The 26,676-nt window shown below is 48.7% G+C and carries 21 protein-coding genes and 1 pseudogene; 13 read left to right on the forward strand and 9 right to left on the reverse strand.

The window, feature by feature from the left end; all coding sequences use genetic code 11:
* Positions 1–123 precede the first annotated feature (123 nt).
* Positions 124–2,406 carry a TonB-dependent receptor domain-containing protein gene (locus tag MKQ70_RS09635; RefSeq protein WP_248070250.1) on the forward strand — a complete coding sequence of 761 codons (2,283 nt, stop codon included), beginning with the start codon at positions 124–126 and terminating at the stop codon, positions 2,404–2,406.
* A 119-nt stretch (positions 2,407–2,525) separates the two neighbouring features.
* Complete coding sequence (locus MKQ70_RS09640; RefSeq protein WP_248070252.1) at positions 2,526–2,966, forward strand: TonB-dependent receptor domain-containing protein; 441 nt, start codon at positions 2,526–2,528, stop codon at positions 2,964–2,966.
* A 143-nt stretch (positions 2,967–3,109) separates the two neighbouring features.
* Here MKQ70_RS09640 and ychF read toward each other — a convergent pair whose 3' ends face one another.
* Entirely contained in the window at positions 3,110–4,213 is a 1,104-nt protein-coding gene (ychF, locus tag MKQ70_RS09645; RefSeq protein WP_248070254.1) for a redox-regulated ATPase YchF, read from the reverse strand.
* 114 nt (positions 4,214–4,327) lie between these two features.
* On the opposite strand from ychF, the gene MKQ70_RS09650 reads away from it, so the two are divergent.
* The gene (locus MKQ70_RS09650; protein ID WP_248070256.1) at positions 4,328–5,557 is read left to right on the forward strand and encodes a spore maturation protein; all 1,230 of its coding nucleotides are present in this window, start codon (positions 4,328–4,330) and stop codon (positions 5,555–5,557) included.
* A gap of 21 nt (positions 5,558–5,578) precedes the next feature.
* Positions 5,579–6,856 (forward strand): YeiH family protein, encoded by a 1,278-nt coding sequence (locus MKQ70_RS09655; protein ID WP_248070257.1) that lies wholly within the window; start codon positions 5,579–5,581, stop codon positions 6,854–6,856.
* A 112-nt stretch (positions 6,857–6,968) separates the two neighbouring features.
* Here the strand turns inward: MKQ70_RS09655 and MKQ70_RS09660 are convergent, their stop codons facing one another.
* Together MKQ70_RS09660 and MKQ70_RS09665 are read right to left on the reverse strand one after the other, a co-directional pair.
* Complete coding sequence (locus MKQ70_RS09660) at positions 6,969–7,277, reverse strand: thiamine-binding protein (RefSeq protein WP_248070259.1); 309 nt, start codon at positions 7,275–7,277, stop codon at positions 6,969–6,971.
* A 246-nt stretch (positions 7,278–7,523) separates the two neighbouring features.
* Positions 7,524–8,897 (reverse strand): bifunctional GNAT family N-acetyltransferase/carbon-nitrogen hydrolase family protein, encoded by a 1,374-nt coding sequence (locus MKQ70_RS09665; protein ID WP_248070261.1) that lies wholly within the window; start codon positions 8,895–8,897, stop codon positions 7,524–7,526.
* A 202-nt stretch (positions 8,898–9,099) separates the two neighbouring features.
* On the opposite strand from MKQ70_RS09665, the gene MKQ70_RS09670 reads away from it, so the two are divergent.
* The gene (locus MKQ70_RS09670) at positions 9,100–9,555 is read left to right on the forward strand and encodes a hypothetical protein (protein ID WP_248070262.1); all 456 of its coding nucleotides are present in this window, start codon (positions 9,100–9,102) and stop codon (positions 9,553–9,555) included.
* An 89-nt stretch (positions 9,556–9,644) separates the two neighbouring features.
* Here MKQ70_RS09670 and MKQ70_RS09675 read toward each other — a convergent pair whose 3' ends face one another.
* The 6 genes and pseudogenes from MKQ70_RS09675 to MKQ70_RS09705 form a co-directional block, all read right to left on the reverse strand.
* On the reverse strand, positions 9,645–10,895 hold the full coding sequence (locus MKQ70_RS09675; RefSeq protein ID WP_248070264.1) for a glycosyltransferase family 2 protein: 1,251 nt from the start codon (positions 10,893–10,895) through the stop codon (positions 9,645–9,647).
* Complete coding sequence (locus MKQ70_RS09680; RefSeq protein ID WP_248070277.1) at positions 10,853–12,037, reverse strand: glycosyltransferase family 4 protein; 1,185 nt, start codon at positions 12,035–12,037, stop codon at positions 10,853–10,855. Before MKQ70_RS09680 ends, MKQ70_RS09675 begins: the two co-directional genes overlap by 43 nt.
* A complete protein-coding gene (locus MKQ70_RS09685; protein WP_282456326.1) occupies positions 12,037–13,059 on the reverse strand; it encodes an NAD-dependent epimerase/dehydratase family protein in 1,023 nt (340 codons plus the stop codon). The genes MKQ70_RS09680 and MKQ70_RS09685 overlap by 1 nt, the downstream gene beginning before the upstream one ends.
* A 13-nt stretch (positions 13,060–13,072) precedes the next feature.
* Entirely contained in the window at positions 13,073–13,984 is a 912-nt protein-coding gene (locus MKQ70_RS09690) for a glycosyltransferase family 2 protein (protein WP_248070283.1), read from the reverse strand.
* Positions 13,985–14,047: 63 nt separating this feature from the next.
* Positions 14,048–15,039 (reverse strand): annotated as a pseudogene (locus MKQ70_RS43735) (sugar transferase).
* 205 nt (positions 15,040–15,244) lie between these two features.
* Positions 15,245–15,634: a response regulator gene (locus MKQ70_RS09705; protein WP_248070288.1), complete on the reverse strand. Its 390-nt coding sequence runs from the start codon at positions 15,632–15,634 to the stop codon at positions 15,245–15,247.
* A gap of 726 nt (positions 15,635–16,360) precedes the next feature.
* On the opposite strand from MKQ70_RS09705, the gene MKQ70_RS41115 reads away from it, so the two are divergent.
* The 8 genes from MKQ70_RS41115 (at position 16,361) to MKQ70_RS09745 (ending at position 26,634) form a co-directional block, all read left to right on the forward strand.
* Complete coding sequence (locus MKQ70_RS41115) at positions 16,361–16,621, forward strand: glycosyltransferase (RefSeq protein WP_248070290.1); 261 nt, start codon at positions 16,361–16,363, stop codon at positions 16,619–16,621.
* Between the two features lie 73 nt (positions 16,622–16,694).
* Entirely contained in the window at positions 16,695–17,384 is a 690-nt protein-coding gene (locus tag MKQ70_RS09715) for a glycosyltransferase family 2 protein (protein ID WP_248070292.1), read from the forward strand.
* Between the two features lie 304 nt (positions 17,385–17,688).
* Positions 17,689–18,207, forward strand: a complete 519-nt coding sequence (locus MKQ70_RS09720; protein WP_248070294.1) for a class I SAM-dependent methyltransferase — start codon at positions 17,689–17,691, stop codon at positions 18,205–18,207.
* A gap of 27 nt (positions 18,208–18,234) precedes the next feature.
* On the forward strand, positions 18,235–19,440 hold the full coding sequence (locus MKQ70_RS09725) for an acyltransferase family protein (protein WP_248070296.1): 1,206 nt from the start codon (positions 18,235–18,237) through the stop codon (positions 19,438–19,440).
* A gap of 435 nt (positions 19,441–19,875) precedes the next feature.
* The gene (locus MKQ70_RS09730) at positions 19,876–20,628 is read left to right on the forward strand and encodes a carboxylesterase family protein (protein ID WP_248070298.1); all 753 of its coding nucleotides are present in this window, start codon (positions 19,876–19,878) and stop codon (positions 20,626–20,628) included.
* Complete coding sequence (locus tag MKQ70_RS09735) at positions 20,556–21,728, forward strand: fibronectin type III domain-containing protein (RefSeq protein ID WP_248070300.1); 1,173 nt, start codon at positions 20,556–20,558, stop codon at positions 21,726–21,728. The genes MKQ70_RS09730 and MKQ70_RS09735 overlap by 73 nt, the downstream gene beginning before the upstream one ends.
* A complete protein-coding gene (locus tag MKQ70_RS09740) occupies positions 21,722–23,017 on the forward strand; it encodes a PA14 domain-containing protein (protein WP_248070301.1) in 1,296 nt (431 codons plus the stop codon). Before MKQ70_RS09735 ends, MKQ70_RS09740 begins: the two co-directional genes overlap by 7 nt.
* Entirely contained in the window at positions 22,909–26,634 is a 3,726-nt protein-coding gene (locus MKQ70_RS09745; protein ID WP_248070303.1) for a fibronectin type III domain-containing protein, read from the forward strand. The genes MKQ70_RS09740 and MKQ70_RS09745 overlap by 109 nt, the downstream gene beginning before the upstream one ends.
* Positions 26,635–26,676: the final 42 nt, after the last annotated feature.

The raw sequence follows: 26,676 nt of genomic DNA on the forward strand, positions 1-26,676 counted from the left end.
ACATTTACGTTACAAAAAATCACACTAAAATTGCTCATCAGTTTCTTGGGCGAATGACTTTTTTGCTATATTTAGATAGACAATTTTCCACGTGTACAACCAATCACCAAAACCTACCTGTTTATGAAGAACATCCTGCATAAGGGCCCCTTGTTTACCCTTTTATTCCTGTTACTATGCGTCGTTGGCGCACAGGCGCAAAGCCAGTCCGTTCTTAAAGGTACGGTGACCGATAAAACATCTGGCGAGCCGATGCCGGGTGTAAGCGTATCTGTGAAAGGTGCGGCTGCCGGGGCGGTAACGAATGCCAGTGGCGCGTTTAGCATTACCACCAGTCGCAGTTTACCGCTAACGCTGGTTTTCAGCTCGGTGGGCTACAAAACGGAGGAACTGGTGGTAAGCAGCACGGGCGATATCAATATTTCCCTTACCTCCACCGAAATCCTGGGACAGGAAGTGGTGGTTTCGGCCAGCCGCGTATCGCAGAACATTCTTGAATCGCCGGTTTCTATTGAGCGCTTAAGTACGAAAGCGATCCGCGAAAGTCCTTCCATGAGTTTTTACGACGGACTGACTAAAATCAAGGGCGTGGAATCGAGCCAGCAAAGTTTCACCTTTAACTCGCTCACGACCCGTGGTTTTAATGCTAATGGCAACACCCGCTTTAACCAGTTTATTGATGGTATGGATAACCAGGCGCCCGGCCTGAACTTCGCGGTGGGCAACGTGGTAGGTATCAACGAGCTGGATGTGGAAAGTGTAGAGCTGTTACCAGGGGCATCTTCTGCGTTGTATGGCGCAGGCGGTACGAATGGTACTTTGCTGATGACGAGCAAAAACCCGTTTGACTACCGGGGACTGAGCCTGCAACTGAAAGGTGGTATTAACCATGTAAACGATAAAGGCGTGGGTGTTGGATTTATCCCGGACGTGGCAGCGCGGTATGCCAAAGCCTTTGGGAAGTTTGCATTTAAAGTGAACGTGTCGTACCTGCAGGCAGACGACTGGCGCGCCCGCGATTCCAGCAATATCGACCGCCTGAACCTGGTTAAAAAGCCGGGTAACTCGCATAGTGACGATCCTAATTACGATGGCATCAACAGTTATGGGGATGAGATTAATGCCAACATGCGCAGCGTGGCGAACAGTGTGATCACGCAGGGGACCGCGCAATATGTGGCACAATACACGCAGGCTACGGGAACGGCCCCTACCCAAACGCAGATCAATAACTTCCTGGCGACAAACGCTACGACCCAGCCATTTTACCTTGGCTTACAGAACGGGTTAATTCCTAATCAGAGCGTATCGCGGACAGGGTACCGGGAAAGCGATGTGGTAGATTATAGCGTGAAAAGCCTGCGCCTTAATGCGGCTGCGCATTACCGCTTTACGCCAAACCTGGAGTTGATCCTCCGGGGTAACTGGGGTAAGGGCACCAGCGTATACACCGGCTCCGACCGTTATTCTCTACGTAATTTCACCCTGGGTCAGTATAAGGCAGAACTAAAAGGGAAGAACTTCTTTGTACGCGGTTACACCACGCAGGAAAACTCGGGGGATGCATACAACGCAACGGCCCTGGCAACCTTCCTCAACGAAAGCTGGAAAGCCAGTACAAGCTGGTTCCCGCAGTATGTAGGCAACTTCGTCGGCGGTCGCTCGCAAGGCATGAGTGAGGCACAGGCACATGCGTTTGCCCGTTCACAAGCCAACGCCGGCCGCTTTGAGCCCGGGTCTGCCGCGTTCAACAACGCAAAAGATTCCCTTACAAAACGATACATAGGCTTTGGCACGGACCGCGGAGGTGCGAAGTTTAATGACCAGACAAACCTTTGGCACTACGAAGGCATGTACAACTTCTCCGACCTCGTGAAAGTAGTGGATGTACAGGTAGGCGCCAACTACCGCAAATATGCGCTTTCCTCGGACGGCACCATCTTCGACGATAAAGATCGCGACATCAACATTAACGAATATGGCGGCTTTGTACAGGTAGGTAAAAAGTTGGCGAAAGACCGTATTAAACTGTTAGGCTCTGTGCGTTATGATAAAAACGAAAACTTTGAAGGGCGCTTCACCCCACGCATCTCCGGCGTATTCACCGTGGCGCCGGAAAACAATATCCGCCTTTCGTTCCAGACGGGTTTCCGCAACCCGACTACGCAGAATCAGTACATTGACCTGCTGGTACGCGCAAACACTTACCTGATCGGTGGTTTGCCGGAACTGCTCACCAAGTACGACCTGTATCAAAACAAGGGGTATACCCAAACAAGCGTGCAGAAATTCAGCCAGACCGGCAACCCGGCCGACCTGCAACGTTATACCTTCAGCGACTTTAAACCAGAAAGTGTAAAGGCCTACGAAATCGGTTATCGCGGCCTGATCAGCAAAAACTGCTGATAGATGCCTATTATTATTACAACTCGTATGAAAACTTTGTTTCTACGCTCGTACTGCTGCAAACGCCGGACGGCGCACCAACAGGCTTAGCGACGGGTAACTATAAAGCCATTTCGACCGTGGTGAATAATCCGGGTGAAGTAACCACACAGGGCGCTGCGTTGGGGCTCGACTACGTGGAGAAAACCTGGACGTTCAGCACTAATGCTTCCTATAACACGATTTCCAAGGAACCTGAAGGACTGTACAGCGATTTCAACACCCCTAAGTGGCGCTTTAACGCCAGTGTGGCAAACAGCAATGTGTATAAGAACGTTGGCTTTAATGTGAGCTACCGCTGGCAGGATGCGTACTACTGGACATCTACCTTCGCATATGGTGATGTACCGGCATTCGGCACCATTGATGCGCAGATCAACTACAAAATACCGGCAGCCAAAGCGATCGTGAAAATCGGCGCGTCTAACCTGCTGAACCATTATTATATTACCTCATTCGGCAATCCGCAGATTGGTGGGGTATATTACGCGTCTATCACTTTTGACGGGCTTTTCCGCTAATCATACCTGACTATAAATAACGACGGCTTCCGGGATCACCGGCAGCCGTTTTATTTTGGATCTTCCTGAAATAGCCGACGGCCCCGGATTACCCGGGAGCCGTCTGTTTTTGTTGTAACCTCCATGATTGCTCACGAAGTTTCTTACACGTTGAACCGGAAGTGCATTACATCACCGTCGGCCACGATATATTCTTTACCCTCGATGCGCAGGCGGCCATTGTCGCGGGCGCTCGATTCGGAACCATATTTTACATAATCATCGTAGGCGATTACTTCCGCTTTGATGAAACCTTTTTCAAAATCAGTGTGGATCACGCTTGCCGCCTGTGGCGCTTTCCAGCCACGGTGAATAGTCCACGCGCGTACTTCTTGTACGCCTGCAGTAAAGTAAGTGATCAGCTGGAGCAGGTTGTAGGCAGAGTGGATCAGGCGATCAAGACCAGGTTCGGTCAGGTTGTACTCGGAAAGGAACAGTTCCTTGTCAGCCGGATCTTCCATTTCAGATATCTGTGCCTCGATGGTGTTGTTCATCACGATTACCACTGCATTCTCCGCTTTTACAGATGCCTGCAATGCCTCGGAGTATTTATTGCCGGTGAGCATAGAACCTTCGTCCACGTTCGCGACATACAGTACAGGTTTCTCCGTCAGCAGGAAAAGGTCGGCGATGGCGGTGCGCTCTTCTTTGCTGAGGCCCAATTCGCGGATATTTTTACCTTTTTCGAGATGGTCCTTACAGGTTTTAAGGATTTCGAATTCCACTTTTGCCTTGGGATCACCGCCGGTACGCGCCATTTTCTCTGTACGCGCGATTTTCTTTTCCACGCTTTCCAGGTCTTTCAGCTGCAGTTCTGTATCGATGATCTCCTTATCGCCAACGGGGTTGATGGCCCCCTCTTCGCGGAGAATGTTCTCGTCTTCGAAGCAACGGATTACGTGCACGATGGCATCTACCTCACGAATGTTCGCCAGGAATTTATTACCCAGCCCCTCGCCTTTGCTGGCGCCTTTTACAAGACCGGCGATGTCTACGAACTCAATGGTAGTAGGTACAACGCGCTCAGGGTTCACCAGTTCTGCCAGTTTTTTCAGACGGGGATCCGGAACGTCCACCAGGCCAACGTTGGGCTCGATGGTACAGAAACGGTAATTGCTTGCCTGTGCTTTTGCACTATTACTCACTGCATTGAACAACGTCGATTTGCCTACGTTCGGCAAACCAACTATACCTGCTTGTAACGCCATTTTTCGAAAAAATTTGCGCAAAGATAGGGTATACAATTGAGTAATGGTTGTTAAAATATTGATTATTTTGAGCGCTGGTAAGCAAATGCGTTACCTATTCGTAATTATTAGCATATGGTATTGAACTATGTATGGATCGCGTTTTTTGTTATTGCGTTCGTGGTCGCGGTTATCAAAGTAGCTATAACAGGAGATGTCGGGCTCTTCAGCCAGGTGACTTCCGGAATGTTCGACAGCGCTAAAACGAGCGTGGACATTGCGATCGGGCTCATCGGCATGATGACTATGTGGCTGGGTATTATGCGCGTGGGAGAGAAAGCAGGCATGATTGAAAGGTTTGCGCGTGCGGTTAGCCCGTTCTTTTCCGTGTTGTTCCCGGGCATTCCAAAGAAAGATCCGGCAATCGGGTCTGTGATGCTCAACTTCTCCGCCAATATGCTGGGCCTTGACAATGCTGCCACTCCCCTCGGTCTTAAAGCGATGCAGGAGCTGCAGGATCTCAATAAAGAAAAAGAAGTGGCCAGCGATGCGCAGATCATGTTCCCGGTACTGAATACTGCAGGCATTACCCTTATCCCAACTTCAGTGATGGCGATGCGTTTGGCCCAGGGCGCTGCGAATCCGGCTGACATTTTCATTCCAACGCTTATAGGTACCCTGATTTCTTTCATCTCCGGTATGATCGCCGTGGCGCTTTATCAACGCATCAACCTGTTCCGCCTGCCGGTACTGGTGTTTCTGTTGGTCGTAGGCGCCGTAATCTTCTTACTCGTGTATTGGGTTTCCATACTACCACGTGATAAGGTGGGACTGTACGTCGGCGGCGTAGGCGCATTTATCATTCTGGGTATTATCGTATGGTTCATTGTACAGGGCATGATCAAAAAGATCAATGTGTACGAAACATTTATCGATGGCGCGAAAGAAGGCTTCAAAGTGTCGGTGATGATCATTCCGTACCTCGTAGCTTTCCTCATTGGCATTAGTGCATTGCGTACCACCGGCTGCATGGATTACCTGACACAAGGTATCGGCTATGTGGTAGGCGCTATGGGGCTTAACATTGATTTCGTTCCTGCGTTACCGGTAGGTATCATGAAAACGTTCAGCGGCGGTGGCGCAAGAGCGGCCATGGTAGAAACGATGGAGCACTTCGGCGCCGACTCGTTCCAGGGGCGTCTGGGCATTATGCAAGGATCTACCGAGACAACTTTTTACGTATTGGCCGTTTATTTCGGCTCCGTAAATATCAAAAAGACACGTTATGCTGTAACCTGCGGACTGATCGCCGATGTTGTCGGGGTCGTTGGCGCGATTATTATCGGATACCTTTTCTTCCACTGATTTTAAAAACTGATCAACCAAATGTCGACTACGTCCATGAAACGTACACTGCATGAAGATTGGATAGCAGTAGTACTAGCAGCCCTTTCGCTGATTGTGATTTCAGCAGGCGTTAAACCAACCCTGCCCAAATTTGAATGGAGCGATGCTTCCAGCCTGATGGCCCAGCTTACCAACATCCAGAACTGGACGCACCTCGGCGTACTCTACATCTGGTTATGCGCGGCCCTGGCCATTACCCGGCTCCTCTCCTCGCAGCCTGCAGGCTATCATATGTACAGCGGCGCCCTGTTCCCGGTCATCGTCATGTTCGTCTCGCAGGTAATTACCGGCAACAAAGGCGTATCGGGCTTCGGCATCGAAATAGTGTTATTCAGCCTCCTGCTTGGTTTGTTTATCAGTAACGTATTAAAAGTGCCGGGATGGCTGAAACCCGCTATCCAAACGGAGTTGTATATTAAAACGGGGCTCGTGATCCTGGGCAGCACCATTATTTTCGGCGACATCATGAAAGCCGGCGCACTGGGCATCATTCAGTCCGTGGTGGTGGTATTCACCGTTTGGTACTTCTCTTTCTGGCTCTGTAAAAAATTAGGGTTGGATGATGAATTTCGTATGATGATTTCGAGTGCGGTATCGATCTGCGGTGTATCCGCCGCCATCGCCACTTCCGGTGCTATTGAAGGTGATAATAAAAAGCTCTCGCAGGTGATTTCGCTAGTACTCATCGTAGCGATTCCCATGATGCTGCTGATGCCGCCCATCGCACACTGGATGGGGATGTCGCCCGCAGTAACCGGCGCCTGGCTGGGTGGTACCATCGATACCTCAGGCGCGGTGGTAGCCGCAGGCACGCTCGCGGGAGAAGAAGCATTCAAGATCGCCACCATCGTGAAGTTCTCGCAGAACGTACTCCTCGGTCTCGCAGCGTTTGGCATCTCCGTATACTGGGCCTACACGAAGAAACAGGACAATGCACAGAAACCTGGCATACACACGATCTGGGAGCGCTTTCCCAAATTCGTACTCGGCTTCATCGTTGCTTCACTGATCTTCTCCTTCCTGGTGCCTGCTGCCACTTTTAAAGATCTGAAAGCACCGATAAAGGATCTGCAAACGTTCTTCTTCGCACTGGCTTTTGTCTGCATTGGTCTCGAAACGAAGTTCAAAGATATATTCGGCGCCGGTAACAGCCGTCCCGCACTGGCCTTCATCATTGCGCAGGTGTTCAATATCTTCTTTACCCTGATCATCGCCTACCTCGTGTTTGGCGGCTGGCTCGGTCTGGATATTAAATAAACTTAGCGAAGCTTAGCCAGCTTTTTTATCAACCGATATTGATAAAACATAAACGGCCTGTTTTACCATTTACAAATGATAAACAGGCCGTTATTATATCTAAAGTAAAATTTTAGGCAGAAGCTGCAGCGTCGTACTTCCCGGTCTTCTCTTCCATGGTCACATCGGCATCTTTCCGAACCTGCATTTTAATATATACCAACAGCTGGGAAGCGCCCGCTTTGAAGCACACTTCCTGCGTTTTTTTCACCACTTCCATCAGTTCCTCATAGGTTCCTTCCATTACGGTCTCAAATGGACACACCCGATACTTCACACCGGAGTCTTTAATTACTGCAATGGCTTCATCCACAACTGCATACACCTGCTCCGATGGTACGGAAGGAATGATCTGCAGCGCCAGGTTAATCGTCTTTGACATATTTGTGTTGTATTTACAATATTGAATTAAAATCGAGATTTGTTGATTTTGCACTTTTGTGTACTACGGACAGTATTTCACAAATCACACAGAAACGGGCCTTATTTCTTCTTGATGACAATTTCGTACAAATCGTTCCGTATATCTTTTAACGTTTGTACACTGCCATAGGTGTGTAGCTCTTTCAGCAGTACCAGGTCTACATCGGCGATCACGATCATCTCTGTATTGGGGTTGCATCGGCCTTCACCCCGTAACGGGGAAGGCAAAATCGGAGGGTGTGAAGATGGCAGATTGCGCATATTGCACGTCCATATTATTTACCCGCGGCAGGTTACCAACGCTGCCTGCAATCGCTACATAACACTCATTTTCGATGGCCCTGGCCTGTGCACAAAAACGTACACGGTTATAACCATTCTGCGTATCCGTCAAAAACGGTACGAAGAGTATTTGCATGCCTTGCTGCGCCAGCAATCTTGGCAGTTCCGGGAACTCCACATCGTAACAAATGACGATGCCTATCTTGCCGCAATCGGTATCGAATACCCGCACCTCGTTGCCGCCTTTCATCCCCCAGGCGTTTACCTCGTTGGGGGTAATATGCACTTTTGTATAGGACTCGTACGTACCGTCTCGGCGGCAGAGGTAAGATATGTTGTACAGTTGCTCGTCCACCACCACGGGCATGCTGCCGGTAATGATATTTACGTTGTAGGATACCGCGAAGCGGATAAACTCATTTTTCAACCGCTCTGTATACTTTGCCAGTCCGCGGATCGCGGCGGCCTGGTCCAGTTGGTTGAATTCAATCATCAGCGGCGCGTTGAACAACTCCGGGAATACTACGAAATCGGAGCCATAATCGCTCACGGCGTCCACGAAATACTCCACCTGTTGTATCAGCTCGTCTGCTCCCTCATAAGCGCGCATCTGCCATTGCACGAGGCCTATGCGTACGGTAGATTTGTTATACCGGATGGTATCCGCATCTTTCTCATAATAGATATTGTACCACTGCAGCAGTGTCGCAAAGCCTTTGGAGGCTTCGTCGGAAGGCAGATAATTGCGGAGGATCTTTTTAACGGTAAAATCGTTCGAGAACTGGAAGGTCAGCGTAGGATCATAGATTTCTTTATCCCGCACCTTTTCAATGTACTCACGGGGAGTAAGCCGTTCGGCGTACTTTTCGTAATTGGGAATACGTCCGCCGGAAACAATGCCCCGCAGGTTCAGCTGTTCGCACAACGACTTGCGGGTATCGTACAGCCGGCGCGCCAGGCGTTTACCGCGGTAGTCCGGGTGCACAAACACCTCGATTCCATACAGTACATCGCCCTTGGGATCGTGTGTATTAAACGTATAATACCCGGTAATTTGCTCGTAGGTATGTTCATCTCCGAACTTGCCGTAGTCCACGATGATACTGAGCGCGCAGCCCACGACCTTTTCGTTTACCGTTACTGCTATCTGCCCTTCCGGGAACAGCTTTATCAGGCGTTTAAGCGTTTCTTCACGCCAGTAGCTGCCCTGCATGTCCGGGTACGCCAGTTTCATTGATTCTTTGAGATCGAAGTAGTCTTCTGCGGTCAATTGACGGATTGCAACGGTTTCTGACATGGTTTATTATGTTTTGGCCCCTGAAAGTTACTGATATTTTCGTGTGATACGTTGGTATCGGGGAAATGCTTAAATTTATTATACCAATCGAAAAATCAAACCTGTTGTTGCTCATGAATTGTTCGTAATCAGACACACACGCCGACACAAATAATCGAGACAGAGAAGAGTCATTTTCTATTTGCTAAAGAATTTACATACGATGCTAGTAGCTACGAAAGCCTCTGCAGAACGCACGATGTTCTCTATGCCCAATACCAACGCAGAAAAAGCTTTGGACAAAAAACGGGCCGCCGTTATCAGGTCGCTCGTACAAGATCTTTTTATTCACCTTGCTCCCCCTGCAGAAATTGGCCGTTATATGGCTTACGAGTGTAAACCGGATTGCAGCGCATGTTTCTGCAAACGGGTAGAATTTGTGCGGGAAGAAACCGGCGCCTTCCTCAGGGCGTACCATTCGGGCCGCGTAAGTGTACAGCCCTATGCCGCCATCAGTGCGCTCCAGGACTGTGCGGCTTTTGCCCTGCCTTCGCAGGAGGAAATATACGGGATCGTTAGTGGAAACGCGGTGATGATGTATTTCCTGTTCGAGGTAAATTCTGAAAAGCTGGTGTCCTTCTGCACCGAGCAACAGGGGAAATATCTTTTCGCATTATAAATCGAGCGGAAGAAACCTACTTAAAATAGTAAAGGGAAAGATGCGAGCACCTCTCCCCTTACGTTGTTTCTATTTTCATCAAGGCAAGCCTATTTATTGAGGATTTCCTCGATGTACACCACTTTGGTATTGTTGGTGCGCAGGAAATCTTTGTTGGCATCCGTCACTTTCAGGAATGCCTTTACCTGGCGCAGCACAAAGAACGGCAGGTGGAACATCGCTTTAAATATCTGGCTGTCGCCGCTCATCACCATTACGATTGCAAAGAAAGTAATCACAAAGGTGACAATCGAAGCGAACCAGAATATGGCCCAGGGCAGACTGATAAACAGGTTGATCAACATAAACAAACCTGCTGTCCCCATCATCATAAATAACGGCGGACGGAAAAGGTTAATGCCGAAAAACGTGTTATTAAAATTAAAGCGCGATAAGCCATTCCACAGTACTTTTACGGCATACTCCATAGAGGTGAAATATGCATTGATCCACCGGGTACGTTGCTTTTGCAGCGCCGCGCCATCCTCGATTTTCTCATCGTATACAATGGCTTCTGTAGCATAAGCCAGCACGGGAACATTGTTCACGATGTCGGCCTGCATCTTTTTATCGAAGCCGCCCAGTTTGCTGAAGGTGCCGGGAAAATTCTGGTACAGGATAGTTCTGTATAACTCCACGTCCATCACGATACCAAGTCCCCAGATGTGCGACGACAGTCCCAGCTCCATGCGCATGAGGCGGTCAATAAAGTTGCAATACAGATTACCGGAAGCGTCCATGCGGGCATATAACGTATCGGTATTTTTGGGCAGCATGTTGGTTTGCACCACTTTGTACCCCTTATTGAAATATTTATTCACCACGCTCAGGTAATCCGGGTGTACCAGGTTATCGGAGTCAAAAATGATGAAAGCGTCGTGTTTGCGCGTAAAGTGTTCAATGCCCATGTCGATCGACTTGGTCTTGTTATTGAAAGGCTGCTCCGGCGCCAGCACGGTTACGCGCGGGTCGGGAAACATGGCTCTCAATTGCTCAACGGCTTCGGGTCTGCAGGCGTCTGCCACCGCATACACGCGGTAATTGCTATAATTCTGTTTGAGTAAAGAATCAATTAATGGCGGCACCAGCGTAAGGTCGGTGTGTGCACAAATAATTGCACCAAAATCGTAGGAGTGCTGTGCATTATTTTCACCACCCTTCTTCAGCGGAGAGTTGCTCCAGCCGAAGAGCTTTTTGATGCCGTAGATAATCAGCAGCACGGTAGGCAGCAGCACGAAGAATGCCAGTGCTACCTGCACTACGATAAAAATGTCATCCAGTATGTATAAAAGTGTATCCATGGTAGCCGGTTATTTCGGGGTGTTGAGCACCTCTGGTATAGGTCCTCAATTTTACGGGTCATGCTGTGGATGCTGTATCTTTCCAGGATAGTTTTGACAGCATTCTTCTGCAACATGGCGCGGAAAAACTTTTCTGTGTGCAGTTTTACGATGGCGTTGGCCAACATTTCTGCGCTGCGGGGCTCTATGAGCCATCCGTTCTCGAGATGTTTCACAATTTCCCTCGATCCATCCACGTTGGTGGCCACAACCGCCGTGCCCATGGCCATGGCTTCCAGCAACCCGATCGGCAAACCTTCCCATAAAGACGGCAGACAATAAATGTCGGTCGCCCGCAGGATGGCCGGCACATCGGCGCGGAATGGCTGGTACACGATCTTGTCGCTTACACCCAGTTGTTTCGCCAGTTCCATCATTTCCTCTTTCAGTTCACCGTCGCCTACTACGAGTAAGGTCAGATCCTGCGTTTCCTTCAGCGCTTCGGCAAAGCCCCGCACCATGGTCAAAGGATCTTTCTGTACGGTAATACGCGCAATATAGCTGATCAGCGTATGATGCTCCGGAATGCCAAGCTCCTCGCGGATATTGGGATATACGCCATCGGGATTAAACTTTACAGGATCAATACCATTATTGATCACCGTGGAGCTGAACCTGCCGAAATGTGTTACACCCGTGGCCTGGTTGGAGGCGGATACCGAAATATTATGATTTACCCGGTTAGTGATAAACCTTTCCGAATATACCCGCACCTTTTTCTGAACGAAAGGCTGGTCATCGTGAAACGACCAGCCATGAATAGTATAAACGATGGGCAGACCTAAAGCCTTTGTAGGGATCAGCAGATTACTGGCTGCACGTGAGCCGTGGGCATGCACTAAATCGATCTGCTCTTTGCGGAGCAGCGCCTTTACCTTTTGCCACTGGCGGATGTCGAACGCTTTTAACGAAGGGATCACGTAATTTTTGATGCCCATTTCGTTCAGCCGGGTAATCATGGGACCATCCGTGAAGGAAAGTACAACCGGTTCGAAGCGCGATTTGTCAAGTTGCTCTGTAAGCCCCAGTACATGCGTTTCGCCCCCGCCTACCAAACCCTGACGGATGGTCTGTAAAACTTTTATTTTCTTATGCGTAGCCATTATGCAGGCACTGCTTCGGTCTGTGGTGCTTTACGCTCCCATCCCTGCGGCAGTTTTTCATAAATCTCAATGTTTTCAAATTCCTTGCTCTTGCGGGCGCCCACCACTTTAGCCCAGGCAGCCATTTTAGCAATACCGTCAGCCAGTGTTACACCGCTGCCTTCGCCAAATACGCCGTGCGCTTTAGCATGGTCAGAGTAAGCGTGTACTACCTCGTTACGGGCAGCCAGGTATTTGATGTTAGGTTCAACACCAAAGTAACCGCTCACCACTTTCGCGAGTTCGTTTACGGTGTAAGGTTTATCCGCGCCAATGTTGAACACCTGGTTGTAAGCAGCAGGAATATCCACAGATTTCGCGATCGGAATAGCCACATCATCAATGTAAGAGAAAGCGCGTGTTTGTTCGCCGTCGCCGAAGATGGTGAGCTGCTGGCCCTGCATGATCTGGTTCATGAAGATACCGATTACGTTACGGTATTTGTCACCGATGTTCTGGTTTTCACCATACACGTTGTGGGGACGGAATACCACGTAATTCAGACCAAACATTTCGTGCGCCGCTTTCAGGTCCAGTTCTACCGCGTATTTAGAAACACCGTACGGATCTTCAGGCTGCGGCACCATGTCTTCGCGCATCGGCAGCTGGCCTGCGCCATATACTGCGATTGAGGAAGTAAACACGAAGCATTTTACTTTATGCTTGATTGACTCGTTGATCAGGTTAATGCTGCCAATGAGGTTATTATTATAGTTGAAACGGCGGATGAAGTGAGAGAGCCCCTCAGCTGCATAAGCCGCCAGGTGATATACGTAAGTGAATTTGTATTCAGCAAACAGGCTGGTCACCAGCTGATCGTCCACAACAGAACCCTGAACGAAGATAGCGCCTTCGGGGATGTGATCTTCAAAACCACCGCTCAGGTCGTCCAGTACAACTACTTTATGACCAGCAGCCAAACAATGTTTTACCACGTGAGATCCAATAAATCCGGCACCTCCGGTAACTAAAGATGTTATCATATCAATTCAATTTTTACGATACAGGTGAATAACTTGAGTTTGTCAGGTTCCAGAAAGTGCCTTTCAGGAACGACTTCAGGTGTTTAAATTGTCCTCTTACAGTATACTTCAGCACCGATTTCGGGAAAGTAAATGCTGTGAAGAACAGGGTGAAGGATGCCAGCTGCACCGGATTCGTGTTCCTGCGCATGTACAGTATCCTGTTGCGGGTGTGGTAGTACGCTTTGATGGCGCTTTCCTTACCCATGGTAATGGATTCTTTATGATAAATCAATCCATCGGCCACGTATTGTATTTTATAACCGGCGCGGATAATTCTCGCACTCCAGTCAGATTCTTCGTAGTAAATGAAGAACTTATCGGCGAACATGCCAACTTTCTCCAGCACTTCCCGCTTTACCAGCATCGCTGCGCCGTGTGCGCAGTTGGTAGGACCGGAAACGTTGTACTGTCCCTGGTCATCTTCATTGCTGCCTACTGCCGATTGCCTGCCTGTAAACAGGTTCATCGGGTTAAAGCCGGCATATTGAATGGTGTTGGGATGAGAAAAGTAGCGGATCTTTGGACAAGTAACGCCAATGGTAGGATCGTTTTCGAACGGCGCCAGCAAACGCTCCAGCAAATCGGGCGTTACCTCTGTGTCATTATTCACGATGAAAACGAAATCTCCTTTTGCATGACGCATGCCAAGGTTGTTGCCCCCTGTAAAGCCGAGGTTCTTTTCGCTGAGCAGGATTTTTACATTGGGGTAATTACCTGCTTCGATCTGCGCCGTAGGGTTCACTGTGGAGGCATTATCTACAACGATGGTCTCAAAGTTCTTGTAAGTCAGGTTTTTAGTTGACTCCGGGAACTCGCATGTGATACCAGTCTGGTTGTAGTTTAATGTGATCAGCGACACCAGCGGTTCTGAACGTAGTTTCATGATAGTATTCCTTGTGTTGTATTCGGTGTATTGGTGATTAATAGCGTCTTCTATTCGGTCAGGTTAAACGTTGTCTTTCTGAATCAATGCTTTCGGCGTTTGCGCCATAATCCACATATCGTACATGAAAGAGTATTTTTCAGCGTAGTCGATGTCCAGTCCAATACGCTCATCCACACTCATTTCCTTTTGTCCTCTTTTTTTGATCTGCCACAAACCGGTAAGCCCCGCAGGTGCATTAAAGCGACCAGCATAGGTATCGGTAGTCAAAGTTGCGGCTTCGTACAAAGGCAGTGGCCTGTTACCTACCAGCGACATATCCCCTTTGATAACATTCAGCAACTGTGGCAGTTCGTCCAGGCTGCTATTGCGCAAAAAGGCGCCCAGTTTGGTTACACGCGGGTCGTTGCTCAATTTAAAGAACACCGGACCGGCTGCATCTGTATTTTTAGTATCGTACTGGTTCAGGTGACTCAGTTCTTTTACCATTTTGTCCGCATCTGCACGCATGGTGCGGAATTTATAGAACTTAAATACCTTGTAGCGACTGCCGGCCCTTTTGAAATATAAAAGATGGGGCCCTTTGAATCTAATTTGATGGCAACGGCTATGACAGCAAGTACCGGGCTCAGCGCAACCAGCGCCGTACCGGCGGCAGTGATGTCTACAAGGCGTTTTAATAAGTAATTTACATCTTTCCCTTCGAACCAGTTACGGTTACCGTTTTTCGCATTTTCCGCCTTTGCGCTGAGTTGCCTGAACTTACGGGCGAACTGCAGTTTTAAGTTGAAGTCGGCCGCCGTAATACCCGGCGTAACGATATCATCGATACCGCCCAGGCGGGCATATTTCTGTTTTTCTTCTTTAGTCAGATTTTCTGCGTAAAGAAAGAACGGAATTTTACGGAAATGCTTGTTCTGTTGCAGGAATTGCAACAGGGACTCCAGTTCTGGGGCGGCCTGCTGCAGGTGACAAATGATATACGCGGGGGTAATGTTATTTTGCAACCTGTCCTTCAATACCTTCCTCGCATTCACCGCCGTAGTCGCAATCACTGTCTCTTCCTCCTGACGGGGAAGAAATGTTTTTGAAATGCACTGTCTCCAATGAAAAGTGCAAATCTCATCAAGCTGTCAGACGGAAGAGAAATCATTGTCGCCAGCGGTTTCCTCTTCTGGTCTTGTAGGTGTAATGGTACGTTATAAAGCATAAACAAACAGGGGTTTTACAATTAAACAATTACATGTTTCCGTTCCGAACTTAGGCAGTTACCACATCCGCGGCAGCATGTATATGTTTGTTAACAGATTCCAGCAACTTCATCGGATCAAAAGGCTTGCGCAGGAAGTCAGAAATTTTGTATTCCAGTTCATGGCCTCTCATCTCTTTCGTGTCCGAACCTGTGAGGACAATAACAGGAATATCATCATACAGCACATTTCCATTCAGGTATTTTACCAACTCCCATCCGTCTATGTTTGGCATTTGAATGTCTGTGATAATCAAGTCAGGTCTGTTACCTTTTGAAAGCCACATCATCGCCGTTAATCCATCCGGCGCCGAATATACTCTGTACTGTTTGCCAAGGATTGACTCCAGCAAAAAGCGAATTGGCGCGCTATCATCGATAATCAATATTGTCTTTTTCATCTTCTTCTTTTTTCCTAATTAAAAACTACTTGTTTCGAAAGGGGATAAACGTTTGTTGCGGCGCGGTAATACACAAAGCAACTACAACGGATCATCCAAATCCGATTTTTCCAGGATAAGGCCAGGATCGTTCCTGGCGCCTTTACCGTAAAACTTAGTAAAAGCCAGTTTTTTTATTAGGTTCCTCCAGGGGGCTAAATTATTATGGAACATTGCGTTCCAGGAAATTCAAAGGAAGATGGTCAGAAAGGATATATTATATTTAATTGACTGCGTAAAAATATTAACAAAACTTGAACTTTGCAAATGTTGTTAATCGAATTAACAAAAAGAACTTGCTTCTCTTCAAAATTACGTAGTTATACGCGGCCTCATGTCTTTTTCACTGACGCAAAATTATAATAAGTGTAATTTTCTAATATAATGGAATTCGTAAAGGGTTAAAAATTCCTCGTAAGTGGCCGGATTCGTCCGGTGAAAGATTAAAATTGGCGTGTAGACGTACCTTTTTCGTTGTATTTTATTCGAATTCTTGTTTATTTTGCCGTCCAATTAACCCCCTGTACGCTATTTATGACATTGGTTATTTTATTTACAATCAGTTTTTGCATCCTGTTTTATAATTATGTCGGATACGCCATCTTATTATATATACTGGTTAAACTGAAACGGCTTTTTAAGGGCAATCCCGCCCCACTCCCTCCGTTTGAGCCCGCCGTAACCCTTGTGGTGGCTGCTTACAACGAGGAAGACTTCATCCGTGAAAAAGTCGCTAATACCCTTGCCCTCGATTATCCCGCCGAAAAGCTGGACATTATATTTATTACCGATGGCAGCTCAGACCGCACGCCTGAAATTCTGGCCGGGTACCCGCGCATCCGCACCATGCACGAAAGTGAGCGACGCGGCAAAACCGCGGCGATCAACCGGGCGGTTTCCCAGGTGCGCACCCCTACGTCATTTTCTGCGATGCTAATACTTTGTTAAACGCTGAAGCGGTTAAAAATATCGTCAGGCACTATGCAGATCCCGGTACGGGTGGCGTGGCCGGCGAAAAAAGGTGGTAGCCGACGGTAACGCCAACGCAGCCTCTACCGAAGGAGTGTACTGGAAATACGAATCGCTGCTCAAGAAATGGGACGCAGACCTGTATTCTGTTGTAGGCGCGGCCGGCGAGCTGTTCTCTGTAAGAACGGATCTCTACGAAACCGTGGAGCCCGATGTAATACTGGATGACTTTATCATCTCGCTGCGCATCAACATGAAAGGTTACCGCATCGCCTATGCTCCCGACGCATTCGCCATGGAAGCACCTTCGGCCTCTATCACGGAAGAGCATAAACGCAAAGTCCGCATCAGCGCCGGTGGCTTCCAGTCTATCGTACGACTCAAAGCGCTGCTGAACTTTGTTAAATACCCTGTACTCTCGTTCCAATATGTATCGCACCGGGTGCTGCGCTGGACGTTGAGCCCTTTAAGTTTGCCCGTACTGCTCATCACTAATATTTTATTAGTATTTTACAGCGGAGGATGGTTCTGGCTGGCCTTCCTGATTGCGCAACTGGCTTTTTACGGCGCGGCGCTCACCGGGTACTTCCTCGCCGGACGCAATATTAAAAGCAAGCCTTTTTACATTCCTTTCTATTTCTTGTTTATGAACATCGCGGTGTTCCAAGGTTTCTTCCGATATCTCCGGAAAAACCAGTCCGCCGCCTGGGAAAGATCCAAACGATTGTCGACTGTCTCGTAAGCCAAGCCTACGTTTACCGCTTCCTTTATTTGTACCCCGTTAAAACAAGTGATTGCATGCACCCGAAACTGAAACAATTTCTGAAAAAAACTGCGCTGCCGGTATACCTGGAGCTGCGAGGCCTTTATTATAAAGGCGACAAATATTATTGTCCCTGTTGCAAGGGTAGCTTTAGGACCCTGTTGCCGGCAGGGTCCGACCAGCGGAAAATCCAGTGTCCCCGCTGCCGGTCCAATGAACGCGACCGCATGCTGTGGATGTACCTGGACAGGCACCCAGACTTCATTACCCCGGGGAAAAAAAAATGCTGCATATTGCACCTGAAGCCATGTTCTACGCCCGTTATAAAAAAATTAAGGGGCTCGATTACACGCCAGGCGATAAATTTGCGGATACTTTTGAAAGTACCTATCCCTCGGATACCCAGTGCATCGACATCACCAGCATGCCACAGATCGCGGACAATACTTATGACGTGATCCTTTGCTCGCACGTGCTGGAATATGTAGAGGAAGATTCAAAAGCGATGCGTGAAATGTTACGGGTGCTGAAACCCGGTGGCCGCGCGCTATTGCAGGTGCCGTTAAAGCCGGGAATGCCGGTCACGCATGAAGATCCCAGTATCACTTCGCCGGAAGAGCGGGCGGAAGTATTTGGCGATCCGGGCCACATTCGCTTTTACGGCGAAGATTACGCGGCTAAGCTGGAGGCGGCAGGTTGGAAAACCGACTTCCTGCCCATCACCGAATTATTTACCGACGAGGAGATCGAGCGGTGTGTATTAATAAAAACGGACGACTTCCATTTTGCTCATAAGGAGTAGGCGGTCGTACAAACCTATTTAAACTTCGTGCAAACTAACAACAGGATCTACGGCCTCGATTCGTTGAGAGCCATTGCCATGCTGCTCGGCATTGTGCTGCATGCCATTATCGCGTACAAAGTATACCCTAACGAAGGCTGGCCTTCAGACGATCAGCTGCATGCCTATGGCTTTGATGCGCTGTATCTCTTTATTCACTCGTTCCGGATGCAGCTGTTTTTCCTGGTAGCCGGCTTCTTTGCACGGATGTTGTACCTGAAAATCGGGGAACGTGCATTTTTTAAACACCGCTACAAGCGTATAGTCGTGCCATTTATAGCAAGCATGATCTTCATTTTACCGCTGTCCATCGCGCCATTCGTGTATTTCCAGCATTGCATTGCTGCTGGTGTGCCGCCGGCGGAGCGTTCGCAAGTATTCTGGCAGCATTTCCTGCGTTGGAACGGCATGGCGCACCTTTGGTTCCTGTATTACCTTATATTATATTATGTGGTAATGCTGGTGGTCTACCGTTTTAAAATGAGCGGAGGAGCTAAAACGTTCACGAATACACTAACGAGGAACTATGGCTCTCCCCTTCATGTTATTGTATACATATTGATCTTGGCGGCTATTCAGATCGCACTGTTCCGCACAGCCGAAGTAGAAGTATCAACCAGCATCTTCCCTAAACCGGGCCATTTCACTTACTATGGCTTCTTTTTCCTGCTGGGCGTAGTGTTGCACAGGCAAAGTGGCCGTTTATTTGAGCTGGCGCGTTACACGTGGCTGTATCTCGCTGCAGGTCTGGCTTTAACCGTAGTCGCGTTTAAATTACTTGTACTGGGACACGAAAACGTGGCGGCATTGTCGGGTTTGGCACTCATAGGTGTAAAGCTGGTAGTGGCGGCGCAAACTGTCTTCCTTACCTATGGCTTTATCGGTTTCTTCCTGAAGTACATGAACGTGCAGAACGGAACGATCAAGTATATATCGGATGCTTCGTTTTGGTTGTACCTCGTGCACCTGAGCATCGTGGGCGCTATGCAGATCGTATTCCTGGACACATCGGTGCCGGGCTGGCTCCGCCCCCTGGGGGTGCTGACCGTAACCACGCTGATCGCGATGGGCACTTATCAATGGTTTGTACGTTACAGCTTTATTGGCACCGCGTTGCATGGCCCGCGTGACCGCGCTGTAAAAAAGCGAGAATGCCGCGTAGATAGTTTACAATCAAGTAATCTTTGTAAATGATTTGTTAAGGAATGTAAAAGTTAAGAATTAACAAAAAATTGAATAACTTTGTGCACGATATATCAAAATGTGTAATCCGTAGACAGGCAAAAGGCCACCGTTCACCCGGCAAAAACGGGATTTCACGAAATATATCGAACAAATGTTCAATTATTGTAATTTGCGTCGTAATTTAGCGTAGTTAATTTAGAAGCATAGGTAAACGAATACACCGACGAGAACGCATTATTTCTAAAAATAACAGCATCGACCGCACTTATTTTTTCCATTCCTACCACAAGAACCACATAGAATTTTAGCTGCCAGCTGGCAGGTTAAAATCATTTCTTTTTGGCCATTCCCTTGAAAAGCTGCAATTGCAGTCTACTTCGCTATGCGTTGAACTGCAGGTGCGCGAATGAAAATGCTATTTATTCAAGGAGCCAATTAATAATTATGAAACAACTTTACCGCCTACTGCTTTCATTTGCACTGATCATTAGTGCATTCGTGGTTAAAGCGCAAACAGGAGTTCTCAACCCCAATGATCCCATCGTGGTCTACAATGCGGCCAGTCCCCCAACTCAACCTGCATGGGGAACGCTGGGCAAATGGGTTAAAACTAACCGTTTGAACTGGACCAGCACTTCCTTCAAAGCCTATATCTACAAGGGTATGGCCTTCAGGGTAAAATTCCCTAAATCCTACCAATATGGTGTGGTTGACGGAAAGAAATATCCTGTAATCATTTTCTTCCACGGTGTGGGTGAAAAAGGCACCATCTACGACAATGAATTCCAGTTGTACCATGGTGGCCAGGTTCACATGAACAAAGTGGATAATGGTGATTTTGACGGCTTCCTCATTTACCCCCAAAACACCGACGGTTTCTTCGGAGCCGGTCACTACTCCAACCTTGTAGAACTGATTAACAATTACTTCGTTCCCCAGGCGAAAGTTGATATCAACAGGATTTATGTTGAAGGTCTGTCTGGTGGCGGTAGTGCAACCTGGGAGATGATTATCGGTTACCCGAAAATTGTTGCCGGCGCGAGTCCTATCTCCGCGGCGTCTTTGTCTTTCAAAACTCCATCAACTCTTTTAAATGGACACCGATCTGGCAGTTCCAGGGTGGTTTGGATACCAATCCTGATCCCGGAACCGCTACGGAAGTATATAATGCTGCTGCCGCTGCCGGCGCAAACATGAAACTGACGATCTACCCTCAGAATGGTCACGATTCATGGAACAAAGCCTGGGCTGAAGCAGACTTCTTCCCCAATGTAAACAGGGCCAACAAAACAAATCCTTGGCCGCTGACAGGCAGAACTGAGTTCTGTCCTGGCGACGCTATTAACGTTACCCTCGGTCTGACCGCGGGCTTTGACGGTTATGAATGGCGTAAGAATGGCGTAGTAATTCCCGGTGCTACCGGCAATACATATGTTGCGACCAGCATTGGTACTTATGATGCGCGAATCAAACGTGGAACAGAGTGGTCTTACTACTCCCCTATTCCCGTTGTGATCAAAATCAAGACGCCTACTGTTCCTCCTGCTATCAAACTGGACGGTTTACAGAGCCGCGCAATCCCTTCTCCCGATGGCAAAACCAGTGTTACACTGTCTGTGCCTGCTACCTACGCTACTTACTCCTGGAAAAATGTTGCTAACAGCACTGTTTTAGGTACTACCAATAAACTGACTGTAAGCAATCCGGGTGCATATACCGTTAAAGTAACCGAACAATACGGTTGCTCCAGCGATTTCTCCGCTCCTTACACGGTGATCAACGCCGCCGGTGCTAATCCTCCGGCTGCTCCATCTAACGTGGCGGTACTGCCACTGTCTAAAACACAGCTGGAAGTAAACTGGGTGAAAAATCCCAATGCTCCGAATCCTGAAACTGGTTTCGAAGTTTACCGTGCGGCTACCGCTGGTGGTCCGTACACCCTCATCGACACCGTTGTGGCAAATACCACTTCCTACGTTGATGACAACCTGAACGCCAATACCAAATATTTCTATCTCGTAAGGGCGGTAAACGCTACTGCGGCTTCTGCAAACAGCAATGAAGGCAGCGGCACTACCCTGAACGATGAGGCTGCGCCAAGCGCTCCGTCCAACCTGACTATCTCCGGCAACGCTGGTAGTTTTATGGTGCTGACATGGGGTGCTTCCACAGATGATGTAGGCGTAACCAACTACGATATCTATGTAAATGGTACTAAATCTTATAGCGTAGCCGGCACGGCCACTACCGCCACGGTTTACAACCTGGTAAAGGTCAGCTTTACAACTTCGTGGTAAAAGCGCGCGACCTGACCGGTAATACTTCTCCGGCAAGTAACCAGGTATCTGCCCTGGCTTACCAGACAGGTGTTAAATGGAAGTACTACCCTGGTTCTACCACTTACAGCGCGGTTCCTGACTTTACTACACTGACACCTGCCGCTACCGGTATTTCCCCTCGTCCGGATGTTGCCATCGCAACCCAGGCCGACTACTTCGGAATTATGTGGGAAGGTTTCCTGAAAATACCAGTGGCTGGTAATTATACATTTGAAGTGGTGGCTGACGATGGCGTTAAGTTCGAACTGAACGGTGCAGTACTTGCTACCAGAACTACTAACGGTACGGCTGTTGTAACGGCTAATCTGCCTGCTGGTAACCTGCCACTGCGTATTTCCTACTTCGAGAACACCGGTAGCGCAAGCTTCAGGCTGTACTGGAGAAATACTGCCAGCGGTATCGGCAGCACCCGTCAGGAGATTCCTGTCACGCAATATGTAGAGAACGAAGCATCTGCCGGCACTGTTCCTGCTGCTCCTTCGCTGCTGAAAGCAACTGCTGTTGCCTACAACCAGATCGATCTGAACTGGGCGGATAACAGCAATAACGAAACCGGCTTCGAGATCTACCGCTCCAACTCTTACACTGGTACTTATACTACCATTGCAACCGTAGGTGCAGGCGTTACTACTTACGCTGATAAAGGGCTGACTGCTTCTACCGACTACTACTACAAAGTAAAAGCGATCAACGCTGCCGGTAGCTCTGCATTCAACACTACGGTTACTGGCCTGGATTACGAATACTATGAAGTGAGCACTGCTCCGACTGTAATGCCGGACTTTACGACCATGACGCCAAAAGCGACTGGTGTTGTGACGACTATCAATATGAACAACCGTCAGCGTACCACGAACTACCTGTTCCGTTACACTGGCCACATCAACATTGCTACCGCAAGCAGCAACTATATCTTCTACGTACAGGCAGATGACGGCGCACAGCTGTACATCGATGGTGTACGCTGGGTAGATAACCCGGTAGCTTACCGTGGTACGGAGCGTCAGGCGAATGTTCCGCTGACAGCGGGCCTGCACACAATTGAGCTGCGTTACTTCCGGGCGTCCAGCACGGCTACCCTGAACGTACGTTACTCTTCACCGAGCGGTCCTTCTATCTCTAAACAAACCCTGCCGCTATGTTCCAGGACGGTAAAGGGTATGCTAAAACCAAGGCGCTGCCTGCTGTTCCTGCAGCACCGGCTAACCTGGTTGCTACTGCAGCCTCTTCCACTTCCATTGGTTTAACATGGACTAACGGCGGTACAGACATCACCAGTTTTGAGCTGTACAGGTCTGTAAACAACAACGGCAACTTCAAACTGCATAAAACCATTACAGTGGATGGCGCATTGCCGACCAGCTACACCGATACGGCGCTGTTCTCCAATGTGACATACTTCTACAAGCTGCGTGCTAAAAACGCCGGCGGTGCTTCTGTTTATTCTGCTGAAGCCAGTGCAACCGCGCTGAACAATCCTCCGATAATTACCCAGCTGACCAATAAGCAAATCCACTATACTACGCCGCTGACACTGAATGTAACAGCTAGCAGCCCTGACAACCAGGTGCTGACCCTGTCTACAACCAACCTGCCGGCTTTCGCCACCTTCCAGAACAATGGCAACGGTACTGCTGTCATCAGCATCAACCCGACCCTGGGAAGCATTGGTACGTACAATAACATCAGCGTATCTGCAACCGACGAACACGGTGGTATTGCTACTACATCCTTCAGCCTGGTAGTTACCGACAACTACATTCCTGCCCTGGGTGCTATTGCCAACACGACGGTGAAAGGTGGTAATTCTGTTACTATTCCGTTGACAGTAACAGATGCAAACGCAAATGACGATATCGACTGGAGCGTGACCGGTCTGCCTTCCTTCGCAACTTTCAGCTACGACGGAAGATCAGCGACTATCACTGCTGCTACCTCTTACGCTAACGCCGGTACTTATACCATCACCGTAAATGTGAACGATGGTAAAGGCGGTACAGACAGCAAAACCTTCAACCTGACCGTAGGTCTGGCCAGCCCGAACAGTTCTATCTACGTGAACTTCAGTGATGGTGCAGCAAACGGCGTAGGTACAGGTTTCTGGAACAACGTAAGCAAAGTGCCTGCACAGAACGATGTGTGGAGCAACTTTAAAGACTCTACCGGTACTACTACCACTGTTGGTTTACAGATCATGACCGCATGGCAGAACCAGGGTAACGGTACTAACCTGTTAGGTGCTGTAACCGGCAACAACTCCGGTGTGTTCCCCGACAACGTAATGAGGTCTGCTTACTGGACCGGTACTGACCAGCAGACAATCAAGATCACTGGCCTGAACACAAGTGCTAACTACACTTACAAGTTCACCTTCTTTGGTAGCCGCGGCAGCGTTTCTGACAACAGGACCTCTACTTACACCATCGGCTCAACGACTGTAAGCCTGCAGGCCGCAAGCAACACGCAGAACACCGTAAACATCGCTGGTGTTGTTCCGAATGCCTCCGCCGAAGTGAGCATCAACCTGAAAAATGCTGCAGGTTCGAGCTACGCTTACCTGAACGCACTGGTAATTGAAGCGGTTTACGACGACCAGAGCGCACCTGCCAAACCCAATAACCTGGTAGCTGCTGAAGTAGCGACCGGTGTTAAACTGACCTGGCTGCCTGTTGCTTACAACGACAACGGTTATGAAGTGTACAAAGCTACCAGCCAGGCTGGTCCTTATACCCTGCTGAACCCGGGTGCAAACAATGCACACGCCAGCACTTATACAGATAATGCAGCCACCGGCGGCGCCCAGTACTATTACTTCGTAAAAGCGTACAACACTTATGGTGCAACCAATTCTGATACTGTAGGCATCTTAACTGCAAGCAAACCTCCAGTAATCACTGATCTGGAAAACATTAACATCAAAACCGGCCAGACCCAGAACATCGCTGTGAATGTGAAAGTGGATCCGGGTACCGTGGTTACACTGAGCGGCATCAACCTGCCTGCCTTTGCTACCCTTACCGATAACGGCAACGCTACCGGTAACCTGGCCCTGGCGCCTACTGCTACGCAGATCGGTACTTATAACAACGTGAAAATTGTTGCTGCTGACAACCAGGGCAACACTGATACCACTACCTTCAGCATCGCTGTAAAAGACAACTCTACGACTTCCATCTTCGTGAACTTCAACGAAGTATCACCTGCAGGAACGCCGTGGAACAACTACAACAGGGTGCCTGCTGTTAATGGTACGATCACGAACATGCTGGACGAAAACGGCACTGCTTCTGGTATCACCATCACCCAGCTGGATGCAATCGAAGGTGTTAATACCCTCGGTGCTACTACCGGCAGCAACAGCGGTGTATATCCTGACGGCGTAATGCAGTCTGCTTACTATGACGGATCCGGCGCTGCTAAACGCTTCAGACTGACCGGTCTGGCAACGGACAAAAAATACAACCTGGTATTCTTCGGCAGCCGCAGCGCGGTAACCGATAACAGGAACACCGATTACACCGTTGGTGCGCAAACAGTAACCCTGAATGCAGCCAGCAACACTGCCAACACGGTACAGCTGAACGGCCTGTCTCCGAACGCAGCGGGTGAAATTGAGTTCAGCTTCAAGAAAAACAGCGCAGCTGTATACGGCTACCTGAATGCCCTGGTTATCCAGTCTTATGTAGACAATGGCGTACCTCTGGCTCCGGGTAACCTGACCGGCACCAGCAAGTCTAAGACATCCATCGCCCTGCAGTGGCAGAACAAGGCCAGCGGCATTACCGCCACTGAAGTTTACCGTGCGGCAACTGTAGATGGTGCTTACAGCCTGATCACCACCATCAATGGCACCGGTACTACATATACCGATAATGGCCTGGCGGTTAACACGAAATACTACTATAAAGTAAGAAGCAAAGTAGGTTCTGTTTACTCAGATTACAGCAACCTGGCTAACGCCGCTACTTACGCTTACTCTATCTACATGAACTTCAACCGTGATAATCCGGCTGGTGCCCCCTGGAACAATACTAATAACGTTCCGCAGCTGAATGACAAATACCTGTTATTCAATGACGAAGGCAACAACTCAGGTATCACTGTAGCAGTAACACAGGACTTCAGCGGTGAGAATCCGTTCGGTATGATTACCGGCAACAATTCCGGTGTGTTCCCTGACAACGTTATCAGAAGCACCTGGTGGTTGGATATCGGTGTAACCGGTAAACTGAAAGTAAGCGGCCTGAATCTGTCACAATCTTATACCTTTGTATTCTTCGGCAGCCGCGATGGCGATGGCGACAGAACTACAGTGTACAAAGTGGGTGATAAGAGCGTATCTCTGAACTGTGCTAAGAACGTAAACAACACCGTTCAGATCGCAGACATCAGACCAGATGCAAACGGTGAAGCTGAAATCGCAATTTCCCTGGGTGCACAATCATCCTACGGTTACATCGGCGCCCTGGTAATCCACGGTTACGAAGCGAAAGACGAAGCAACTGCTCAAACTGTAAACGCCCGCACGGTTGCCGTGGCTAACACAGGTACTAACATCGTTGATTATGCGTTTAATAAGCGCGCTAAAGATGATCAACTGGAAGTTACCCAGGTATTCCCGAATCCGTTCCGAGATGCGGTTAACCTGAACCTCGACAACAGAGGCACCAGCAAGAAAGTTGCGGTAAGACTGTTCGATATGTCCGGCAGAGCGGTGTTTGGTAAAGCATTTGGTGAACTTGGCGTAGGCCGTCACAACCTGAGAGTAGAAGTTGGGAACAGCGCAGCTGCAACCGGCATGTACTTCCCGGAAGTAATCGCTGACGATAAATCAGTAAAAACTATTAAGCTCATCAAAAAATAAGTAAACATACCCGACTGAAAAAATCCGGTGACAAGCCGGATT

Origin of the sequence: Chitinophaga sedimenti (assembly GCF_023156195.1) — a bacterium.
GTDB lineage: Bacteria > Bacteroidota > Bacteroidia > Chitinophagales > Chitinophagaceae > Chitinophaga > Chitinophaga sedimenti.